This window comes from Pseudomonas sp. Leaf127 (genome assembly GCF_001423155.1).
GTDB lineage: Bacteria > Pseudomonadota > Gammaproteobacteria > Pseudomonadales > Pseudomonadaceae > Aquipseudomonas > Aquipseudomonas ovata.
The window spans coordinates 1-15985 of record NZ_LMOA01000005.1; the positions used below are offsets into that span (position 1 = coordinate 1).

General features: G+C 63.1%; 19 protein-coding genes. 2 read left to right on the plus strand and 17 right to left on the minus strand.

The features are described 5' to 3' along the window. A partial coding sequence (locus ASF84_RS29600; RefSeq protein ID WP_236709375.1) for a hypothetical protein occupies nucleotides 1-307 on the plus strand: 307 nt, incomplete at its 5' end. 145 nt (nucleotides 308-452) lie between these two features. Then, entirely contained in the window at nucleotides 453-734 is a 282-nt protein-coding gene (locus ASF84_RS05505; RefSeq protein WP_056836082.1) for a hypothetical protein, read from the plus strand. A 202-nt stretch (nucleotides 735-936) separates the two neighbouring features. On the opposite strand, the gene ASF84_RS28985 is transcribed toward ASF84_RS05505, so the two are convergent. The 17 genes from ASF84_RS28985 to ASF84_RS05585 all read right to left on the minus strand — a co-directional run bounded on the left by ASF84_RS28985 (nucleotide 937) and on the right by ASF84_RS05585 (nucleotide 15981). Beyond that, nucleotides 937-1062 (minus strand): WavE lipopolysaccharide synthesis family protein, encoded by a 126-nt coding sequence (locus ASF84_RS28985; protein WP_156684158.1) that lies wholly within the window; start codon nucleotides 1060-1062, stop codon nucleotides 937-939. Between the two features lie 94 nt (nucleotides 1063-1156). Beyond that, nucleotides 1157-1477 carry a hypothetical protein gene (locus tag ASF84_RS05510; protein ID WP_056836084.1) on the minus strand — a complete coding sequence of 107 codons (321 nt, stop codon included), beginning with the start codon at nucleotides 1475-1477 and terminating at the stop codon, nucleotides 1157-1159. Nucleotides 1478-1632: 155 nt separating this feature from the next. After that, nucleotides 1633-2337, minus strand: a complete 705-nt coding sequence (locus tag ASF84_RS05515) for an ABC transporter ATP-binding protein (protein WP_056836086.1) — start codon at nucleotides 2335-2337, stop codon at nucleotides 1633-1635. After that, the gene (locus tag ASF84_RS05520) at nucleotides 2334-3110 is read right to left on the minus strand and encodes an ABC transporter permease (RefSeq protein WP_056836088.1); all 777 of its coding nucleotides are present in this window, start codon (nucleotides 3108-3110) and stop codon (nucleotides 2334-2336) included. Before ASF84_RS05520 ends, ASF84_RS05515 begins: the two co-directional genes overlap by 4 nt. A 514-nt stretch (nucleotides 3111-3624) precedes the next feature. After that, nucleotides 3625-5115, minus strand: coding sequence for an aldehyde dehydrogenase (locus ASF84_RS05525; RefSeq protein WP_056836309.1), 1491 nt, complete (start codon nucleotides 5113-5115; stop codon nucleotides 3625-3627). A gap of 2 nt (nucleotides 5116-5117) precedes the next feature. After that, entirely contained in the window at nucleotides 5118-6020 is a 903-nt protein-coding gene (locus ASF84_RS05530; RefSeq protein ID WP_056836090.1) for a dihydrodipicolinate synthase family protein, read from the minus strand. 70 nt (nucleotides 6021-6090) lie between these two features. Then, the gene (locus ASF84_RS05535) at nucleotides 6091-7419 is read right to left on the minus strand and encodes an MFS transporter (protein WP_056836093.1); all 1329 of its coding nucleotides are present in this window, start codon (nucleotides 7417-7419) and stop codon (nucleotides 6091-6093) included. A gap of 104 nt (nucleotides 7420-7523) precedes the next feature. Then, nucleotides 7524-8843 (minus strand): NAD(P)/FAD-dependent oxidoreductase, encoded by a 1320-nt coding sequence (locus ASF84_RS05540; RefSeq protein ID WP_056836095.1) that lies wholly within the window; start codon nucleotides 8841-8843, stop codon nucleotides 7524-7526. 403 nt (nucleotides 8844-9246) lie between these two features. After that, complete coding sequence (gene gspN, locus ASF84_RS05545) at nucleotides 9247-9921, minus strand: type II secretion system protein N (protein WP_056836098.1); 675 nt, start codon at nucleotides 9919-9921, stop codon at nucleotides 9247-9249. After that, the gene (gspM, locus tag ASF84_RS05550; RefSeq protein ID WP_056836100.1) at nucleotides 9918-10355 is read right to left on the minus strand and encodes a type II secretion system protein GspM; all 438 of its coding nucleotides are present in this window, start codon (nucleotides 10353-10355) and stop codon (nucleotides 9918-9920) included. The genes gspN and gspM overlap by 4 nt, the downstream gene beginning before the upstream one ends. Next, nucleotides 10352-11473, minus strand: a complete 1122-nt coding sequence (locus ASF84_RS05555) for a hypothetical protein (protein ID WP_056836102.1) — start codon at nucleotides 11471-11473, stop codon at nucleotides 10352-10354. Before ASF84_RS05555 ends, gspM begins: the two co-directional genes overlap by 4 nt. Nucleotides 11474-11487: 14 nt before the next feature. Next, on the minus strand, nucleotides 11488-12075 hold the full coding sequence (locus ASF84_RS05560) for a PulJ/GspJ family protein (RefSeq protein WP_056836104.1): 588 nt from the start codon (nucleotides 12073-12075) through the stop codon (nucleotides 11488-11490). After that, nucleotides 12072-12443, minus strand: coding sequence for a prepilin-type N-terminal cleavage/methylation domain-containing protein (locus ASF84_RS05565; RefSeq protein WP_056836106.1), 372 nt, complete (start codon nucleotides 12441-12443; stop codon nucleotides 12072-12074). The genes ASF84_RS05560 and ASF84_RS05565 overlap by 4 nt, the downstream gene beginning before the upstream one ends. Beyond that, a complete protein-coding gene (locus ASF84_RS05570) occupies nucleotides 12440-12877 on the minus strand; it encodes a prepilin-type N-terminal cleavage/methylation domain-containing protein (protein WP_156684160.1) in 438 nt (145 codons plus the stop codon). The genes ASF84_RS05565 and ASF84_RS05570 overlap by 4 nt, the downstream gene beginning before the upstream one ends. 1 nt (nucleotide 12878) lies before the next feature. Continuing rightward, nucleotides 12879-13310, minus strand: a complete 432-nt coding sequence (gspG, locus tag ASF84_RS05575; RefSeq protein ID WP_056836109.1) for a type II secretion system major pseudopilin GspG — start codon at nucleotides 13308-13310, stop codon at nucleotides 12879-12881. A 16-nt stretch (nucleotides 13311-13326) separates the two neighbouring features. After that, on the minus strand, nucleotides 13327-14529 hold the full coding sequence (gspF, locus tag ASF84_RS05580; RefSeq protein ID WP_056836110.1) for a type II secretion system inner membrane protein GspF: 1203 nt from the start codon (nucleotides 14527-14529) through the stop codon (nucleotides 13327-13329). 3 nt (nucleotides 14530-14532) lie between these two features. Then, on the minus strand, nucleotides 14533-15981 hold the full coding sequence (locus ASF84_RS05585) for a GspE/PulE family protein (protein ID WP_082481380.1): 1449 nt from the start codon (nucleotides 15979-15981) through the stop codon (nucleotides 14533-14535). Nucleotides 15982-15985 lie beyond the last annotated feature (4 nt).

Sequence of the window (15985 nt, forward strand, 5' to 3'; positions counted from 1 at the left end):
ACACCGCAAGCACCCACACGAATTGCTTGATTCAATTGTTAAAGAGCGGTTGGTTGAGCTGTTCGCTTCAACCGAGGCGCGCATTCTACAGCGCCTGTGTAACATGTCAAGTGATTATTTTCGGAAGTTTTCAGATTTTCTCTTTCAACTTCAACCACTTGCGCTTCAGATCTCTCGTCAGCGGGAGGCGAATAATACAGTATTCAAAACCTCCGTCAACCCCCATCCCAAACTTTCTTCAGAAGCAGGCTGTTCTTTATATAGGATGCGCTCACGCAGCCTCTACCGATTACTTGTCACGTTGTAGGAAGCGTCTGATTCCGTAGCGCTTGCTTGTGGCGCCCCTCAAGCATGACTAAGGTTTTTCACCGGCGCAGCACCTGATAAAACCAGACATCGCCCCCTCTGGCCGACGGTGCAAACGGCCTTGATCCCGACAAAGAGGACACCGCATGATCCTGCCGCCCCAAGACACGCCCCGCCTGAGTAACCTTTTTGATCCAGACGAGATCATGGTCAGCCCAGGCCTGAACTTCAGGGAGGCATTGATAAAGGCCTCCAGGCACCTTAACCGGGCAGCCATCAATGCCTATAAAGTGGCCAATCCTTACTCCATAACCGGACCACGTCCATCGGGTCGCCTGGTGGCGCATCAGTTGGATACGGCTCACGCGCTGATAGAGGCCTCCATCATCAGGCTGACCACACTGAAAAACTCGGCCAACGACGCTTGAGAACCCGCAGACATGCGCCTGTGCCTACGCCCGACAAGACCCTGTCGCAGAGTTTCAGATGGTTCATGATTACCTGAGAAGGATTGCCGAGGTGCACCTTTATGCCTTTCTTGTGCATGGCCCTCAGCAGAATGGCCTGCTCCAGCACCCGGCGCGCAGGTGAATAGACCGTAAAGCTGCCAAAGGAATTGCGACAGGGCCTTTAATTCAACAAGTCGCCAGATTCGATCAACGGCTGCTGCCAGAAATCACGCATGGCTTCACGGGCACCGAACTGCAGCAGGTCAGACAGGTGACACGGCATGGGCACGCATTCGGGGGCACTCACGCATCAAGGGCAGCTCAGGTGCAAGTGTACGCAGCCTGTCCAACGCTACGTAACCAAGCCGTGGATGAGGCTGCAGAAGAATCGTTTTCATGAGTCAGATAACGTATTTATCATCGAGAACACCCGGCACTTTCACAACCACAGTAACGGCATCGGACAGCGCCTTAAAGGCGGTGATGTCACCGGGTTCAAGGACGACGATATCGCCAGCACTCCAGATGTGGCCACGCATGCTGACGCTACCCGAGAGCAGTACCGTTATTTCAGTGGCGACTCTGTGATAGTAAGCGGCCTTTTCATCGCCTGCCTTGTAATGCTTGATCCCGACCTCGCAAGCCGGCGTATTGAATGCAGCAGGCTCAAAATCACCAATGAACCAACCTTTGACCATATCCTTGAGCTGTGCTTGTTTCATCGCATGTTCCCTGTGTCGAATGCTTGAGGCTGATTCTGGGCTTTCAGCGGGTGGTGCCGTGCAGGCTCGATGCGACATGTGCAGATTCGGCCCCTACGCAACACCCGTTCATTGAGAGTGGACGAGATGTTGACCATGCAGGTCGATGAACGCCTTTAAAAAGAGCCTTGATCGATGACCCGCCCCTGCTCGAGGGTCAGGTAGCGCTGGCAGAACTGCCGGCCTTCGTCGCTTGAATGAGTCACCAGGATCAGCGCCATTCCTTCGTCCTGCATGTCACGGATACGCTGGCGACATTTGTTCCTGAAAGCCTCATCACCCACCGCCAGGACTTCATCGGCCAACAGGATCTGTGGCTCGACATGAACGGCAACGGAAAACCCCAGACGCATGTACATACCCGACGAGTAATGCTTGACCGGCTGATCGATAAAGTGCCCCAACCCGGAAAAGTCGGCGATGTCATTGAAGCGCGCGCGTGTCTGTCGATTGCTCAGGCCAAACAGGCTGGCGTTAAGGTAGATATTTTCTTCACCGGTCAAGTCGGGATGAAAACCCACGCCCAGTTCGATCAAGGGTGCGACGCGGCCACAGGTCTTGAGCATGCCGCTGCTGGGCACGAGAATGCCGGACAGCAACTGCAGCAAGGTACTTTTGCCCGACCCGTTATGCCCGACCAGGGCCAGCGACTCACCCTTGCGCAAGGTCAGCGACACGTCGTTCAAGGCCGTGAATGTCTCGACCTGCTCGCGATGCCGAGACTGGAACAGTCCCAGGAACCGTTGTTTCAAACCGCCCCGGTTATGGCGCAGGGTGAAGTGCTTGGTAAGGTTTTGTGCCTCGATGACAATGCTGCTCATAAGTATTCGACCCGACTGTCAACGTTTCTGAATACCAGAAGCCCGATCACCAGCGACACCGTGCCCAGTGCCACGCACAGCAGCAGATCACTGGCGGGCGGGGCGACGCCCTCATGAAGGATGGCCTTGAAGCTGTTGAAATACGGCGCCACCGGATTGAACGCGACCACCCGTGCAATCTCGGCTGGCAACGAAGAGGTGACCCAGACAATGGGCGTCATCCAGAACATCAACGGCACCAGTACGTCGATCAGGTGCTTGATGTCGCGCATCGTGACCTGCATAACGCTGATGGCCAGGCCGGCCCCCATTAGAAAGGCCATGAACGACACCAGCACCAGCGGATAGAACCACAGGGCCGGGGTCACGACACCGCCCAACAGCGAGAACAGCGCCACGTACACCACCATGACGCCACTCCAGAACACGAGGATGGTCAAGGCCCCCGAAAGCGGCAACAACAGACGCGGAAAGCGCAGCTTGCGGATCAGATTGCCGTTATGGATCAGCCATTCACCACTTTGCGAAAGCAATTGGGCCAGTAACATCCAGTGCACCAGGCCCGTCACCAGGTGCAGGGCAAAACGGTCCTGGGTACTGGGCAGAATATAAGTAAAGACCAGGTAATACGTCAGGGTCACGGCCAGCGGGTTGCCCAGTGACCAGATGAAACCCAGGGTGGCGCCCATGTAGCGGACCTTGATGTCCTTGGCGACAAGATTGATGACCAGGTCACGCCATCGGGCGATACCGGGGAAATTTGATAACAACATGATAAGGCCCAGCCAGTTGGGGGAATGAACGCCTGTAACGCCGGATATCCGCACGCCTGCCGCACTCGGCAAGCAAGACAGGAGGATGTTTATAGGAGCACGATCGAGGCGGACTGCAGGACTTGATGACCGGTTGTGAACAGCGCGTATGATCGATATTTTGTGCAGGAAAAGGCTATCAGCCGTTTCCTCATAACTTGTAGGAAAACGCTACAGAGAAACGCAGGCATTCATGTCCCGAACCCAAGGGGCCATTTTCCCCTGTCATGCCTTTGCCCTGTCCGGGTCAGGCATACCGCCTGAACAGCCAGCCACCTGACGCTTACGGCAGTGACGATCAAGCGGACGAAAACATGCCCCGGAACAAGGATCACTCCGGAGCATGGGTTGAGACACGGGAGATGTTCGAATTTCAGAGGGGCAACCGGTGATTACCGGTGCGAGGACACGGCCACGATCACCGACAGCGTGGTGCCGGTGATCGCTTTCAGGTCAACTGACCGCCGCGATTACATCAATTGGCATTGATCCAGATGGTCTTGATTTCCGTGTATTGATCATGCGCCCAGATGGACTTGTCACGACCGCCAAAACCCGACTCTCCATAGCCACCGAATGGCGTCGAGGCATCGCCTTCACCGAAGCAGTTCACGGTCACGATCCCGGCACGAATCTCGCGAGACAGACGCAGCGCATTGCGCAGGCTGCTGGTATAGGCCGAAGCCGCCAAACCGTAGACGGTGTCGTTGGCCAGGGCAATGGCCTCATCAAGCGTAGTGAAGGTGGTGACGCTCAGCACCGGGCCGAAGATCTCTTCGACGAACAGACGACTGCCCGGCGCCACGTCATCGACGATGGTCGGCTCGATGAACACGCCATCACGGGTCTTGCCACCCTCGACGACATTGAGCTGCTGCTCGACGGCATACTCCAGGTACGAACGAACCTTCTCGAAGTGCGACTTGCTGACCATCGCGCCCAAACGATTGGCCGGGTCCAGCGGGTCGCCCAGTTGCCAATCACGTACATGCACCTTGATGCGCGCCAGCAGTGCGTCCTTGACATCGGCGTGCACGATCAGGCGCGAAGACGCCGAGCAGTTCTCACCCATGTTCCAGAACGCACCAGCCACCAGGTACTGGGCCACTTCGTCGATGTCCTCGACGTCGTTCATGACCACGGCCGGGTTCTTGCCGCCCAGTTCCAGCACGATGCGCTTGAGGTTCGACTCGGCCGCGTACTTGAGAAACAGACGCCCCGTGTCGGTGGAGCCGGTGAAACTCACGCCGGCGATATCGGGGTGACGGCCGATCGGCTCACCCACCTCGCGGCCACCGCCGGTAACAATGTTGAACACCCCGGCCGGAACACCGGCCTGATGCGCCAGCTCAGCGACACGCAGGGCGGTCAGGGTGGTTTCCTTGGCCGGCTTGACCACGATCGAGCAACCGGCGGCCAGCGACGGGCCGATTTTCCAGGCCAGCATCAAGAGCGGGAAGTTCCACGGCAGCACCAGGCCGACCACACCGATGGCCTCGCGCACCACCATGCTCACGGCGGCCGAACCGGTCGGGGCCGTGGCGTCGTAGATCTTGTCGATCAACTCGGCGTGCCAGCGCAGGGTGTGGATGGTTTCCGGCACATCGACGTTCTGGCATTCCTGGATCGGCTTGCCGCTGTCCAGGCTTTCCAGCACCGCCAGCTCATGAGCGTTGTCTTCGAGCAACTGGGCGAAAGCCAGCAGGATGTGCTTGCGCTGACCGGGCGACAGCTTGCTCCAGCGGCCATCGTCAAAGGCACGCTTGGCTGCAGCCACGGCCAGGTCGACGTCTTCACTGGCACCGGCGGCGATATTGGCCAGCAGTTCGCCGGTGGCCGGGTTGGTGGTCGGGAATGTCTTGCCCGACAGCGCATCGCAGAACCCGCCATCGATGAACGACTGGGTCGGGAACGTCAGACCAGCGGCAATCGCGGCGTACTGTTCTTTACTCAAGAGCTCGGCCATGTTCATGCACCTCCGGTGATTTGCGCGATATTGCGCTTGAGCACGGTAATGACCTCTCTGAAGGTCTGTTTCTCTTCGTCGGTCAGGCCCTGCAGCGGCGCACGCACGCCACCGGTGTACAGGCCGCTCAGCTCGCTGCCGTACTTGATGGTCTGGACAAACTTGCCGGTTTCCAGGAAGTCCATCAGCGGCATCATCTCGGCCATGATGCGGCGGCCCTTGGCGAAGTCTTTCTCGATCACGCAGGCTTCATACAGTGCCACGTGCTCGCACGGGATGAAGTTGGAGCCGGCACACACCCAGCTCTGCGCGCCCCAGGCGAAAAACTCCAGCGCCTGGTCATCCCAGCCACACGACAGCGCGACGTTCGGGTACGTCACGGCCATGCGGTGCAGGCGGTTCATGTCGCCTGTGCTTTCCTTGATGGCCACGATGTTCTGCACGTCGGCCACGGCATCGAAGAACTCGTCGCCCATGGCCACGCCCATGCGGCCCGGGTAGTTGTAGAGCATGATCGGCAGGCCGGCCGCGCGGTCCACGGCTTTGACGTGAAGGGCGATTTCCTGCTGGGTCGGCAGCGCGTAGGGCGGCGTACCCACCAGCAGCGCGTCAGCCTTGATCGACTTGGCATGCTCGGCAAACGCCACCGCGTCTTCAGTGCGGATGGCACCGGTGCCGATGATCAGCGGCAGGCGGCCGTTGATCACATCGCGGGCCTGGGCGGCCAGGTCGAAGCGCTCTTGAGCGGTGTGCGCGTAGTACTCGCCGGTCGAGCCGCCGATGATGATGCCGTGCACCTTCTGCTCGATCAGGTATTCAAGGACCTGGGCAAACGCCGGTGCGTCGATCGCGCCGCCTGCCTTGAGGGGGGTGATGGCCGGGGTATAGATGCCTTCGAATTTCACAGGGTGACCTCCAGTGGAGCAGCAGAACAATGAAATGGAAGCCACGCTCAAACGACGTGGCTGTTTTTCGTCACGTCAGGGATGCAGCCTGTTGCAGGTTCAACGAGCGGGTTTCCGGGGCCAGCGCCACGGCAAACACCAGCCCGACCAGAGTCACGACGGCGGCGGCGTACAGGGTTGTGCCAATGCCGAAGCTGTCCAGCGACATCGGCACCAGCCAGGTGCCGATGGCCGCACCGATGCGCGACAACGAGGTGCCGACACCGACGGCGCACGCGCGAATGTCGGTCGGGAACAGCTCATTGGGGTAAACCAGCTGCAGCACTTGTGCGCCGCCAATGAACAGCGCGTAGGCACCGAACAGGGCCAGCACCAGGATTTCGGATCCATCGTGAAAGGTCGCCAGCCCCAGCAGCGCCAGGCCCGAAAACAGGAAGCTGTTGATCAGCATGCTGCGCCGGCCCATGGTATTGATCAGATTGGTGGCGACCACACAGCCCACCACGAACAGGAATGTGATCGCCACCGAGCCGAACGAAGCCCAGTCACCTTCAAGGTTCAGCGCCGCCAGCACCTTGGGCGCGAAGGCGTACACGGCAAACACCGGGATCACCGAGCAGCTCCAGAACATGGTGACGAACAACATGCGCTTGCCGTAGCCCGAGTGCAGCAGGCTGAGTACCGAAAGCTTTTTCTCCTCGGGCTGTTCGGGCAGGTTCTGCAACGAAAACCCAGGGCCGTAGACCGCCTTGATGACGCGCTCTGCTTCGCCGGCCCGGCCTTTGCCGAGCAACCAGCGCGGCGACTCCGGGGTCCCCAGGCGAATCAGGAACAGGGCCGCGCCAATGACCGCCGCGCTGGCCAGCACCAGGCGCCAGGCATCCTCGCCGCCATGACGCAGAATGAAATCACCCGCCAGGTAGGCGGTGGCCGCCCCGGCAAACCACAAGATGGTCAGGGTTGCCAGGCGTGGGCCACGGTATTTTTTCGGCAGGAACTCCACCAGCAGCGAGGTGGCCACCGGGTATTCAATGCCCACGGCAATGCCGATCATGAACCGCAGCAGGAACAGTACTTCGCCCGACTCGACCCAGAACTGAGCGACCGAACACAGCATGAACAGGAGCGGACCGACAAAGAAAATGCGCTGGCGCCCGAACCGGTCGGTCAGCCAGCCGCCCAGGAAGCCGCCAAAGAAAATCCCGATCAGGGCCGACGCCGCAATCATGCCTTGCCAGAAACTGCTCAGGCCCAGCGCCGCGGTCATTTGCACCATGCACACGCCAATGATGCTCAGCACATAGCCATCGACAAACGAGCCACCGCCGCTGCGCACGGTCAACAGCTTGTGAAAGCCATTGAGCGGTACATCTTCGATCGAGGTAGAGAGCGTTGTCATTATTATCTCCAGTCTTCAGAAAATCGGGCCGAGCACGCCCGCAGGGCCAAACTCATGTTCAATCCCGAAGCCTCTCAAACCTGTAACCCGTACCTTGCGACCCCTCAGCTTTCCCGGCCGGCCCGGTGCTGTCCCCACATCAGGTTGATGTTCACGCCCATGGACAGGAACGGCTCGGGCGGGTTGCCGTTGGGGCCTGCAGAGCCCAGCAGGAAATCGGTCAATTCATTGCGCTGGCCGGCCAGCCAGTTGGCCAGCAGCGTGCCGGTCACGGTGCCGCGGGTAATGCCCAGCCCGTTGCAGCACAGCGCGCCATAGACATTCGGCGCCAGCTCGCCGAAATGCCCCGCGTGGTTGCGCGACAACGCCAGCGCACCGCCCCAGGTGTATTGAAAATCGACCTGCGGCAACATCGGAAAGCGGGCCGCAAACGATGCGCGATGGCGGCTCACGAAGCGCTCCAGGTACTTGGGGTTGCTGCGCCCGTTCGGATTGAAGCTGAAGCTGTTGCGAATCAGCAGGCGGTTGTCTGGCGTGCGGCGCACCGTGGTGCCGAACGTGTCGGCCGGAATCACGCCCCAGTACGGTTTGCCGCCCAGGCGCTGCTGCTCTTGGTCAGTGAGTGGCCGGGTAAGGCTGGCGTAGGTGAACACCGGCAGCATCTTGCCCTTGAGAAAGCCGAAGCTCATACCGAAGGCATTGTTGGTCAGCACCAGTTTGTCGGCGGTGATGGTGCCGTTGGCATGGCCCAGCACGACCTTGTCGCCATAGTCGACGCGGGTGATCGGCGTGTGCTCGTACAGCGTGACATTGGCCGGCAGCGTGTCGGCCAGGCCCTTGACCAGCGCCGAAGGCTGGACCAGCACCGTGCCCGGCGTGAACAGTGCCTTGCGGTAGAAATGCGTGCCGATGTGCTCGGGAATCTCGGCCGCTTCGATCACCTGATAAGGCTGGCCCAGCTTGTCCAGCCCGCGCCGGTAGGCGTCGAGAATCGCAATGCCGCGATCCTCGATGGCGGCCTGGTACTTGCCGCACGCCTTCATCTGGCAGTCGATGCCGTGACGCTCGACCACCTCGCGCAGCAGCGACTGGCCAGCGAGGTTGAGCTTCATGTTGATGTTGGCGGTGGCCAGGTCGCCGATGTAGTCCTCGGCGCCGATGTCGTGTGGCAGGTCGATGGCAAAGCCTGCGTTGCGCCCGGAGGTGCCGAACCCCACTTCCTGCGCTTCGACCAGCACGATCTCGTCATCAGGAAAATTGAGCGCCAGTTGCCGCGCCGCCGCCAGGCCGGTAAACCCGGCCCCGACCACCACCCAGCGGGCGGCACTCTTGCCGTAATGAGCAGGCTTTGGCTGCCGGGCGCGACTGAGGTGATACCAGCCACAGGAAGCATCGTCGGCGGGCAAATGGGTGATTTTCGTCATTTCAGGAACCTGAGTTTTATTGTTCGACTTGCCTGGCCAATGCACGATCGGACTCTGTCGCAGACACTTGCCTGCCTGAACCCCGAGGGCTGGCAGAGCATTTCCCGAATAACTCCGGAGGACTCGACCCCGAGAACACCCTGCTGTGTCTACAATCTGTATAACGACTATAAATTTACGTTAGACAATGTGTCTACAGGTTTTTCTGGTGTGTCGTTTTCAGACATGAAGAGGCTGTTTCAGGCATAAGCCCTGCCTTTTGTCAGACGGCAATGCGCGGGGTCAATGTCGGTCAGCCAAGAAGAAGCGGCCGATGCCTGCTGGAGGGGGCTCTTGTGGGAGGGGGCTTGCTGGCGATGGCTATGTAACAGGCGCAGCAGGTGTATGGATCTTGCTGGCCGATTCAGCGCCTGACGGCGCCAAACACTTTTTCAAAACGCTCATCGCCGGCCTTGAGCAGTCCGGCCTGCACCAGTAAAGGTGTCAGTGCCGCCTGCGGCGTGACCTGCCCGCTCACCCGAATACCGCCACCGTCGGTCTCGAGCCGGGCCTGCAGATGGTGTTCGCCTTCGCGCTGCACGTCAGCCAGCCCTTGCAGCCCTTGCTGACATTCCACATTCAAGCGCACCTCGCCCACGGCCAGGGTCCAGGGCGTCAGCAGGCCGACGTCATGCCCTTGCACCTGACCCGAGGCACCGACACAACGCGCACCGCGCCCGTCAATCTGTAACCGGCCTTGCCACTGCCCGCCGATCAGGTAAGGGCTGTTCACCCCCGCCACTGCGGCGCCCGGTAGCAATTGCGCCTGCCAATGCCAAGGCCAGCCACTGACCGTCAGCGTCCAGTGCTGCTGCGCCAACCCCGTCTCCAGTTGTGCGCGCCACGGGCGCAGTTGCCAGGCCAGCGGCCCCAGTGCACCGGCCTGCTGCGCCTGGCCGTTCCACACCGAGCCGCTGACCTGCGCGGGCTGCCAGCCAGGTGGCCAGTCGATCAGCCGCAAGGCCCAGGCCGCCGGCAAGTTGAGCAGCAGGGTCAGACCGAAGACCAGCCCCCCGGCCAGCCATAGACGACGGCTCAAGGTTGCCCTCCGTGGCGGCTGACATCCAGATTGAACACCAGGCCTGCACCACGGCGCTCCAGGCTCCAGCGCAAGGGCCGGGCGCCCTGCTCTTCAATGCTGCGCATCAGGTGCGCCAGGCTGTCGGCCCGGGCCACTTCACCCTGCAATTGCCAGACATCGCCGCGTGGCTCGACGCCGGTCAGGGTCACGCCATGGGCACCGGCCAGTGCCTGCCAGCGGGCGTTGTCGAACTCGCCGGCCGGCTTGAGCACCTGGGCCTGCGCGGCCAGACGCTGCCATTGGCGCAGGTCCTTGCCATAGTCGATCAACGGCCGGCCGATCAGCACCAGGATCAGGGTCAGGACCACCACCCAGCCGCCCAGCAACAGGTAACGACGCGACGCGGGCAAGGCCGCATAGCCATGGGAAAAACGCACGAACAATGCATTCATGGCAACGCCCCCAGGTCAAAACGTACGGTAAGTTGCGCGCCGTTCTCGCTCGGCTCGGCACTGGCCGTTGCGCCGGCGGTCTGCGCCAGATCCTGCCAGTTCGAAGCGGGTGGCGGCGCGACCTGGCTGCGCGCATGACCGCCCAGCACCAGGCGCCAGGTACGCCCATCGAAATGACTGCCCGCGACGCCCCAGTCCTGTTGCGCACCCAACCAGCGGTCCAGGCCCTGCTCCAGCACCACCAGTTGTTCCTGGCGCACGCGCCAGTCAGCCTGTTCAGCCTGCACCCGCGCCAGGCTGCGCGTGGCCTGCTGCACCGTCGACACCGGCCCCGCCAGCGCCTGGACCTGTGCCTTCCAGACCGGCACCTGATTAACGAACTGCACCAGTGCCAACATGGCCCAGCACAGCCCCAACAGCGCAGCGCACCTCGTCAGCCGGCGCTGCAAGGGCGTGAGCCAGCCGCCAGGCCGTATCCGGGTGCGACGAGGTTCGAGCAGATTCGGCAAACGCTCCAGTGCCGCCCAACGCTGTGGCCACACACCGCTGAAGGCCTCGGCGTCGGTTCGCCAGTCCTCGGGCACATCGCCCAGTGCCGTCGGCCAGACCAGCCACTGCTGCCGGCCCTCGGCATCGCCACGCACCAGGCAGGTTTCTTCACCACAATGCCAGGCCAGCACCTCGCCGGCCCCGGCCGGTGGCATCAGTTGCATCTGCGCCCACACCGCCTCGGGCTCGATACCCAGTGCCTGCGCATCGGCCAGCCAGCCCTGGACCCTGGCACGCTCGACCACCAGCAACTGCAAGTGCCCGGCCACGCGCGCCAAGGCAAACACCTGGACCTGCTCGCTGGGCTGTTGCAACTGATCGTCCAGCAACAGGGGCCATTCATGACGCTTGAGGCCCGGCGGGGCGGGCACCAGAAAGTGGCTGCACCGGGCGGCCGGCAGCACCAGTGCCACCCGATCGCGCTGCGCATGACCGGCCGGCGGCGGCCAGTCGCCCGCCTCCTCACCCGGCCAGCGCCGCCACTGCCAGGGCCGATCTGGCGCAAGGCCCGGGCGTACCAGCAGCCAGCCACGGGTGTCGCGCCGGCGCAGGGACCAACGCTCAGACATCGCGTGCCCCCGGCTCATGGTCGGGTGTCGGGCAGATTGAAGGTGCACACATAAGGGGCTCCGTGGTAGTTGAATTCCAGCCGCACCCCGCGGGTCGGCAGGCTGGCGACGGTGGAGGGAAACGCCAGCCAGCGATTGCCCTGATAGAAACCGAACTGCACCTGGCTGACCTCATCCAGGTGTTCGCGGCGCTGCCAGTTCGGCGCGCCGACCGCATACACATCGGCGGACGTTTGCAGGCTCAGCCGTCGTTCACGGGCCTCGAACGTCAAGCGCTGACGCTCCAGCCTGGATGTGCCGCCCGCCTGCGGCCAGGCGCTCAGGGTCACCCAGGCCAATTGCGGTGTCGCGGGTTGCCAGTCGAGCAAGCCCTGCGGCAACGGCAGGCGCTGCTCATATAACTGGCGCAGCACCAGGCTGTCGAACCGCCGCTCCAGCGCCAGGCAGAATTCCAGCACCCGGGGTTGATCGTCCTGCTCGTTCAGTTGTTCGCGTACCTTGACCCAGCCGTTGACCAAGGCCGCCAGCAACACCCCGAGCACCGCCGTCAGGGCCAGTGCCACCAGCAGTTCGATCAGGGTCAGGCCGCGTTGAGGCCTCATTGCGGACGCACCAGAAACACGGTGAAATGCCCCAGCGGCTCACGCTCGTCACGGGCGGCAAACAGCGCCAGCTCGCCACGGCGCAGATCCTTGACCCCACGGGTCATGGCCAGGTCCAGGCGCCAATGGCAAGTGTGCGGCCCCTGGCGCAGTTCGCCCCGCACCTGCTTGCCCGCAGGCCAGTATTGCTCGACGCCGAAGCGCGCCTCCAGCTCGCGCGCGCACAAGCTGCCAAGCCGGTGCTGCTGCACCGCCTGGTGCACCGCGATACGCTGACGCAATAACTGGCTGATCATCACCGTCATCATCGCGGCGATGCCCAGCGCGACCATGACTTCCAGCAAGGTGAACCCACGCTGGCGCTTCATGGCCCATCAATCCGCACCAGACGATCATTGCTCAGCCACTGCCAGCGCTGGCGGCCTTCGGCCCATTGCCATTGCAGACTTGCCGCACTCGCCACGCCATGCGCGGTAAAGACCACCTGTGGCACCTGGCTGGCCGGCCAACTGGCTGACAGCTGGGTCGGCCAGGATTCGGCGCGCCACGGCTGGGCCACCCAGCGCTGCTGCTCGAAACGCACGAACTCCGGCTGCTTGCCGGTCCAGCGCAGCCCCATCGGTTGCCCGCTGTGCCGGGCCAGGGCGGCCTGGTGTTGCGCCTGCGCAGCCAGTTGTTCCAGCGCCTGCACGGCCGGCGCCGGCGCGCCGTTGAGCCAGGCCACGCTCAAGCCACTGAACAGGCCGATGATCAGCATCACCACCAGCAGTTCAAGCAGCGTAAAGCCGCGCGCGCGGTTCACCTCACAGGCTCCAGTTACCGATATCGCTGTCGGTGCCCTCGCCGCCGTCGATGCCATCGGCACCCAGCGAATAGATGTCGATGCGCCCGTGCTCACCCGGCGCGCGGTAGCGATAGGCGTTGCCCCACGGATCGTCCGGCAGCCGGCGAATGTAGCCATCGGCGCGCCAGGCCCGGGCCAGCGGCTCGGCCGTCGGTGCCTTGACCAGCGCGCCCAGGCCCTGCTCGGTGGTCGGGTAGCGCAGGTTGTCCAGGCGGTACATGTCCAGCGCCTGCTCCAGCGTCGACAGGTCGGCCAGCACCTTCTGGCGCATGGCCTTGTCCTGATTGCCGAGCACGCTGGGCGCGACCACCGCGATCAGCAGGCCGATGATGAAAATCACCACCATGATTTCCATCAGGGTAAAACCGCGCTGGTTGCGCAAACGAGGCATAGATCGCTTCTCCATATCAGAAAGACAGACCCTGGTTGAGCTGCATGATCGGCAGCAGCACCGCGAGCACGATGAATAACACCACCGCGCCCATCACCAGAATCATCAGGGGTTCGAACAGGGCCATGAGCGTGTCCACCTGACGGGTGAAGCCACGCTCCTGGTTATCAGCCACCCGCTCGAGCATGTCGGGCAAGGTGCCGCTGGCCTCGCCACTGGCCACCATGTTCAACAGCAACGGCGGAAAGTGCCCGGCACCGCTCAGGGCACGGTGCAGGCTGACGCCGCCCTCGACCTGCTCGCGCACGGTCTGCAGGGCGCGGTGCACCTCGCGGTTGCCGACCGTGGCGGTGGCCACCTGCAGGGCTTCGAGCAAGGGCACGCCGCTGCCGGCCAGGATCGCCAGGCTGCGCGCCAGCCGGGCGCTTTCCAGCACGCTCAGCAAGGCACCGACTTTCGGCCAGCCCAGCAAGGCGCGGTCGCGGCGCAGGCGCCAATGCGCCTTGCGCAGCAGCACGCCGGCGCCCATGCCACCCAGCACCACCAGCGCCAGTAACCAGGGCCCGACCAGCAATAGCCCGTCGCTGAGGCCGATCAGCACGCGGGTGACCAGCGGCAGGGTTTGCCCGCTGTGGCTGAACTGCTCGGTCAGTTTTGGCACTACAAAGGTCATCAGGCCGATCACCACGACCAGCGACACCAGCATCAGCACTGCCGGGTAGATCATCGCGGTACGGGCCTTGTGCCGCTGACGCTGCACCTGTTCAAGGTGATCGGCAAGGCGCTCCAGCACCGGCGCCAGCTTGCCGGAACGCTCACCGGCCTCGACCAGCGCGCAATACAGATCATCGAACAGCCCGCCCTGGCGACGCAGACTCTGCGCCAGGCTATGGCCCTCACCCAGCGTGCCACGCACCGCCACCAGCAGGTTGCGGATTGCCGGCTGCGCCAGTTGCCGCTCCAGCGTTGCTAGGGCATCAACCAGGGGAATACCGGCGCTGGCCAGGGTCGCCAGTTGCCGGGTCAGTTCGCACAACTGACTATGGTTAAGGCGCTGGTTGCGCGGCAACCGCGTGGTGGTGTCCTGCACTTGCAGGCTGCGGGCAAACAAGCCCTGCTCGCGCAGCAGTTGCCGGGCATGGCGTTCGTTCTCGGCCTGCAGGCTGGCCTTGCGGCTGCGCCCGGCCTGGTCCAGGGCGTGATAAGCGTAGGTCGGCATCAATCAGCCCCGCACCGCACGCAGCACTTCGGCCAGGCTGGTCTCGCCGCGTCGCAGGCAATCGCAGGCCATGTCCGCCAGGCTCTGGCGTTTGTCCTTGAGGTAGTCATGCATCACCACTTCGCTGGCGCCGTCGTAGAGCAGGCGGATCAGCCCGTCGTCCAGCTCGATGAATTCATACAGGCCGATGCGCCCCTCGTAGCCACTGCCGTGGCAGCGTTCGCAGCCTTGCGGGTGAAAGCTTTCGCTCAGTTCGCCCAACTCCGGCCACAGCGCCCGCTCGGCAGCTTGCAAAGGCTGCGGCACCGCGCATGAACACAGGCGCCGCACCAGCCGCTGGGCCAGCACGCCCTTGAGGCTGGAGGCGATCAGAAACGGTTCAACCCCCATGTCGCGCAAGCGCGTGACGGCGCCGACGGCGCTGTTGGTGTGCAGGGTCGACAGCACCAGGTGCCCGGTCAGGCTGGCTTGCACCGCAATCTGCGCGGTCTCGCGGTCGCGGATCTCGCCGAGCATGATCACATCCGGGTCCTGGCGCAGGATGGCGCGCAGGCCACTGGCAAAGGTCAGGCCGGCCTTGGGATTGATCGCGGTCTGGCCGATGCCGGTGATCGCGTATTCCACCGGGTCTTCGACGGTCAGAATGTTGCACGAGCCATCGTTGAGGCTGTTGAGGCTGGCATACAAGGTAGTAGTCTTGCCCGAGCCGGTCGGCCCGGTGCTGAGCACGATGCCGTTAGGCCGCGCCAGGCAGGCACGCAGGCCGCGCTGCACCGCCTCGGGCATGCCGAGGTTGGCCAGGTTCAACAGGCTGGCCTGCTTGTCGAGCACACGCATCACCACCCGCTCGCCATGAATGCCAGGCAGGGTCGACACCCGGATGTCCACCTCACGGCCACCGGCACGCAAGGTGATCCGGCCGTCCTGGGGCTGGCGCTTCTCGGCGATGTCCAGGCGCGCCATGACCTTGATGCGCGACACCAGCATGGCCGACAGCGCCCGCGGCGGACGCAGCACTTCACGCAAATGACCGTCGACGCGCAGGCGGATCACCAGGCTGGCTTCGAAGGTCTCGACATGAATGTCCGAGGCCTGCACCCGCAGCGCCTCGCCGAACAGGCCGTTGATCAAGCGGATCACCGGGGCGTCGTTGTCGTTTTCCAGCAGGTCTTCGATCCGGGGCAGCTCGCTCATCAGGCTGTCGAGGTCGACCCGCTCGCCGATGCCTTCGATCAGCGCCGCGGTGGCCGACTCGCCGGCCTGGTACAGCGTGCCCAGGCGCTGGTCATAGTCCGCCACGCTCAGGTGCTCGACCGCTGTGGGCCGGCCATGCACGCGCAGCACTTCCTGAATGATGTCGGTGTCGGCCCCGGCGCGCAGCCACAACTGCCAGCCCGGCTCGGCCGGCACTCGTGCGACACCGGCCTGGCGTGCCAGGCGATAGGGCAGCAAGCCG

What these genes read in the sequence shown, in the direction of transcription:
- ASF84_RS05560 (WP_056836104.1), bottom strand. Translation starts at nt 12,075, where the DNA reads ATGAGGCCTCAACGCGGCCTGACCCTGATCGAACTGCTGGTGGCACTG.
- ASF84_RS05520 (WP_056836088.1), bottom strand. Translation starts at nt 3,110, where the DNA reads ATGTTGTTATCAAATTTCCCCGGTATCGCCCGATGGCGTGACCTGGTC.
- gspF (WP_056836110.1), bottom strand. Translation starts at nt 14,529, where the DNA reads ATGCCGACCTACGCTTATCACGCCCTGGACCAGGCCGGGCGCAGCCGC.
- gspG (WP_056836109.1), bottom strand. Translation starts at nt 13,310, where the DNA reads ATGCCTCGTTTGCGCAACCAGCGCGGTTTTACCCTGATGGAAATCATG.
- ASF84_RS05515 (WP_056836086.1), bottom strand. Translation starts at nt 2,337, where the DNA reads ATGAGCAGCATTGTCATCGAGGCACAAAACCTTACCAAGCACTTCACC.
- ASF84_RS05510 (WP_056836084.1), bottom strand. Translation starts at nt 1,477, where the DNA reads ATGAAACAAGCACAGCTCAAGGATATGGTCAAAGGTTGGTTCATTGGT.
- ASF84_RS05525 (WP_056836309.1), bottom strand. Translation starts at nt 5,115, where the DNA reads ATGGCCGAGCTCTTGAGTAAAGAACAGTACGCCGCGATTGCCGCTGGT.
- ASF84_RS05540 (WP_056836095.1), bottom strand. Translation starts at nt 8,843, where the DNA reads ATGACGAAAATCACCCATTTGCCCGCCGACGATGCTTCCTGTGGCTGG.
- ASF84_RS05505 (WP_056836082.1), top strand. Translation starts at nt 453, where the DNA reads ATGATCCTGCCGCCCCAAGACACGCCCCGCCTGAGTAACCTTTTTGAT.
- gspM (WP_056836100.1), bottom strand. Translation starts at nt 10,355, where the DNA reads ATGAATGCATTGTTCGTGCGTTTTTCCCATGGCTATGCGGCCTTGCCC.
- ASF84_RS05565 (WP_056836106.1), bottom strand. Translation starts at nt 12,443, where the DNA reads ATGAAGCGCCAGCGTGGGTTCACCTTGCTGGAAGTCATGGTCGCGCTG.
- ASF84_RS05555 (WP_056836102.1), bottom strand. Translation starts at nt 11,473, where the DNA reads ATGTCTGAGCGTTGGTCCCTGCGCCGGCGCGACACCCGTGGCTGGCTG.
- ASF84_RS05535 (WP_056836093.1), bottom strand. Translation starts at nt 7,419, where the DNA reads ATGACAACGCTCTCTACCTCGATCGAAGATGTACCGCTCAATGGCTTT.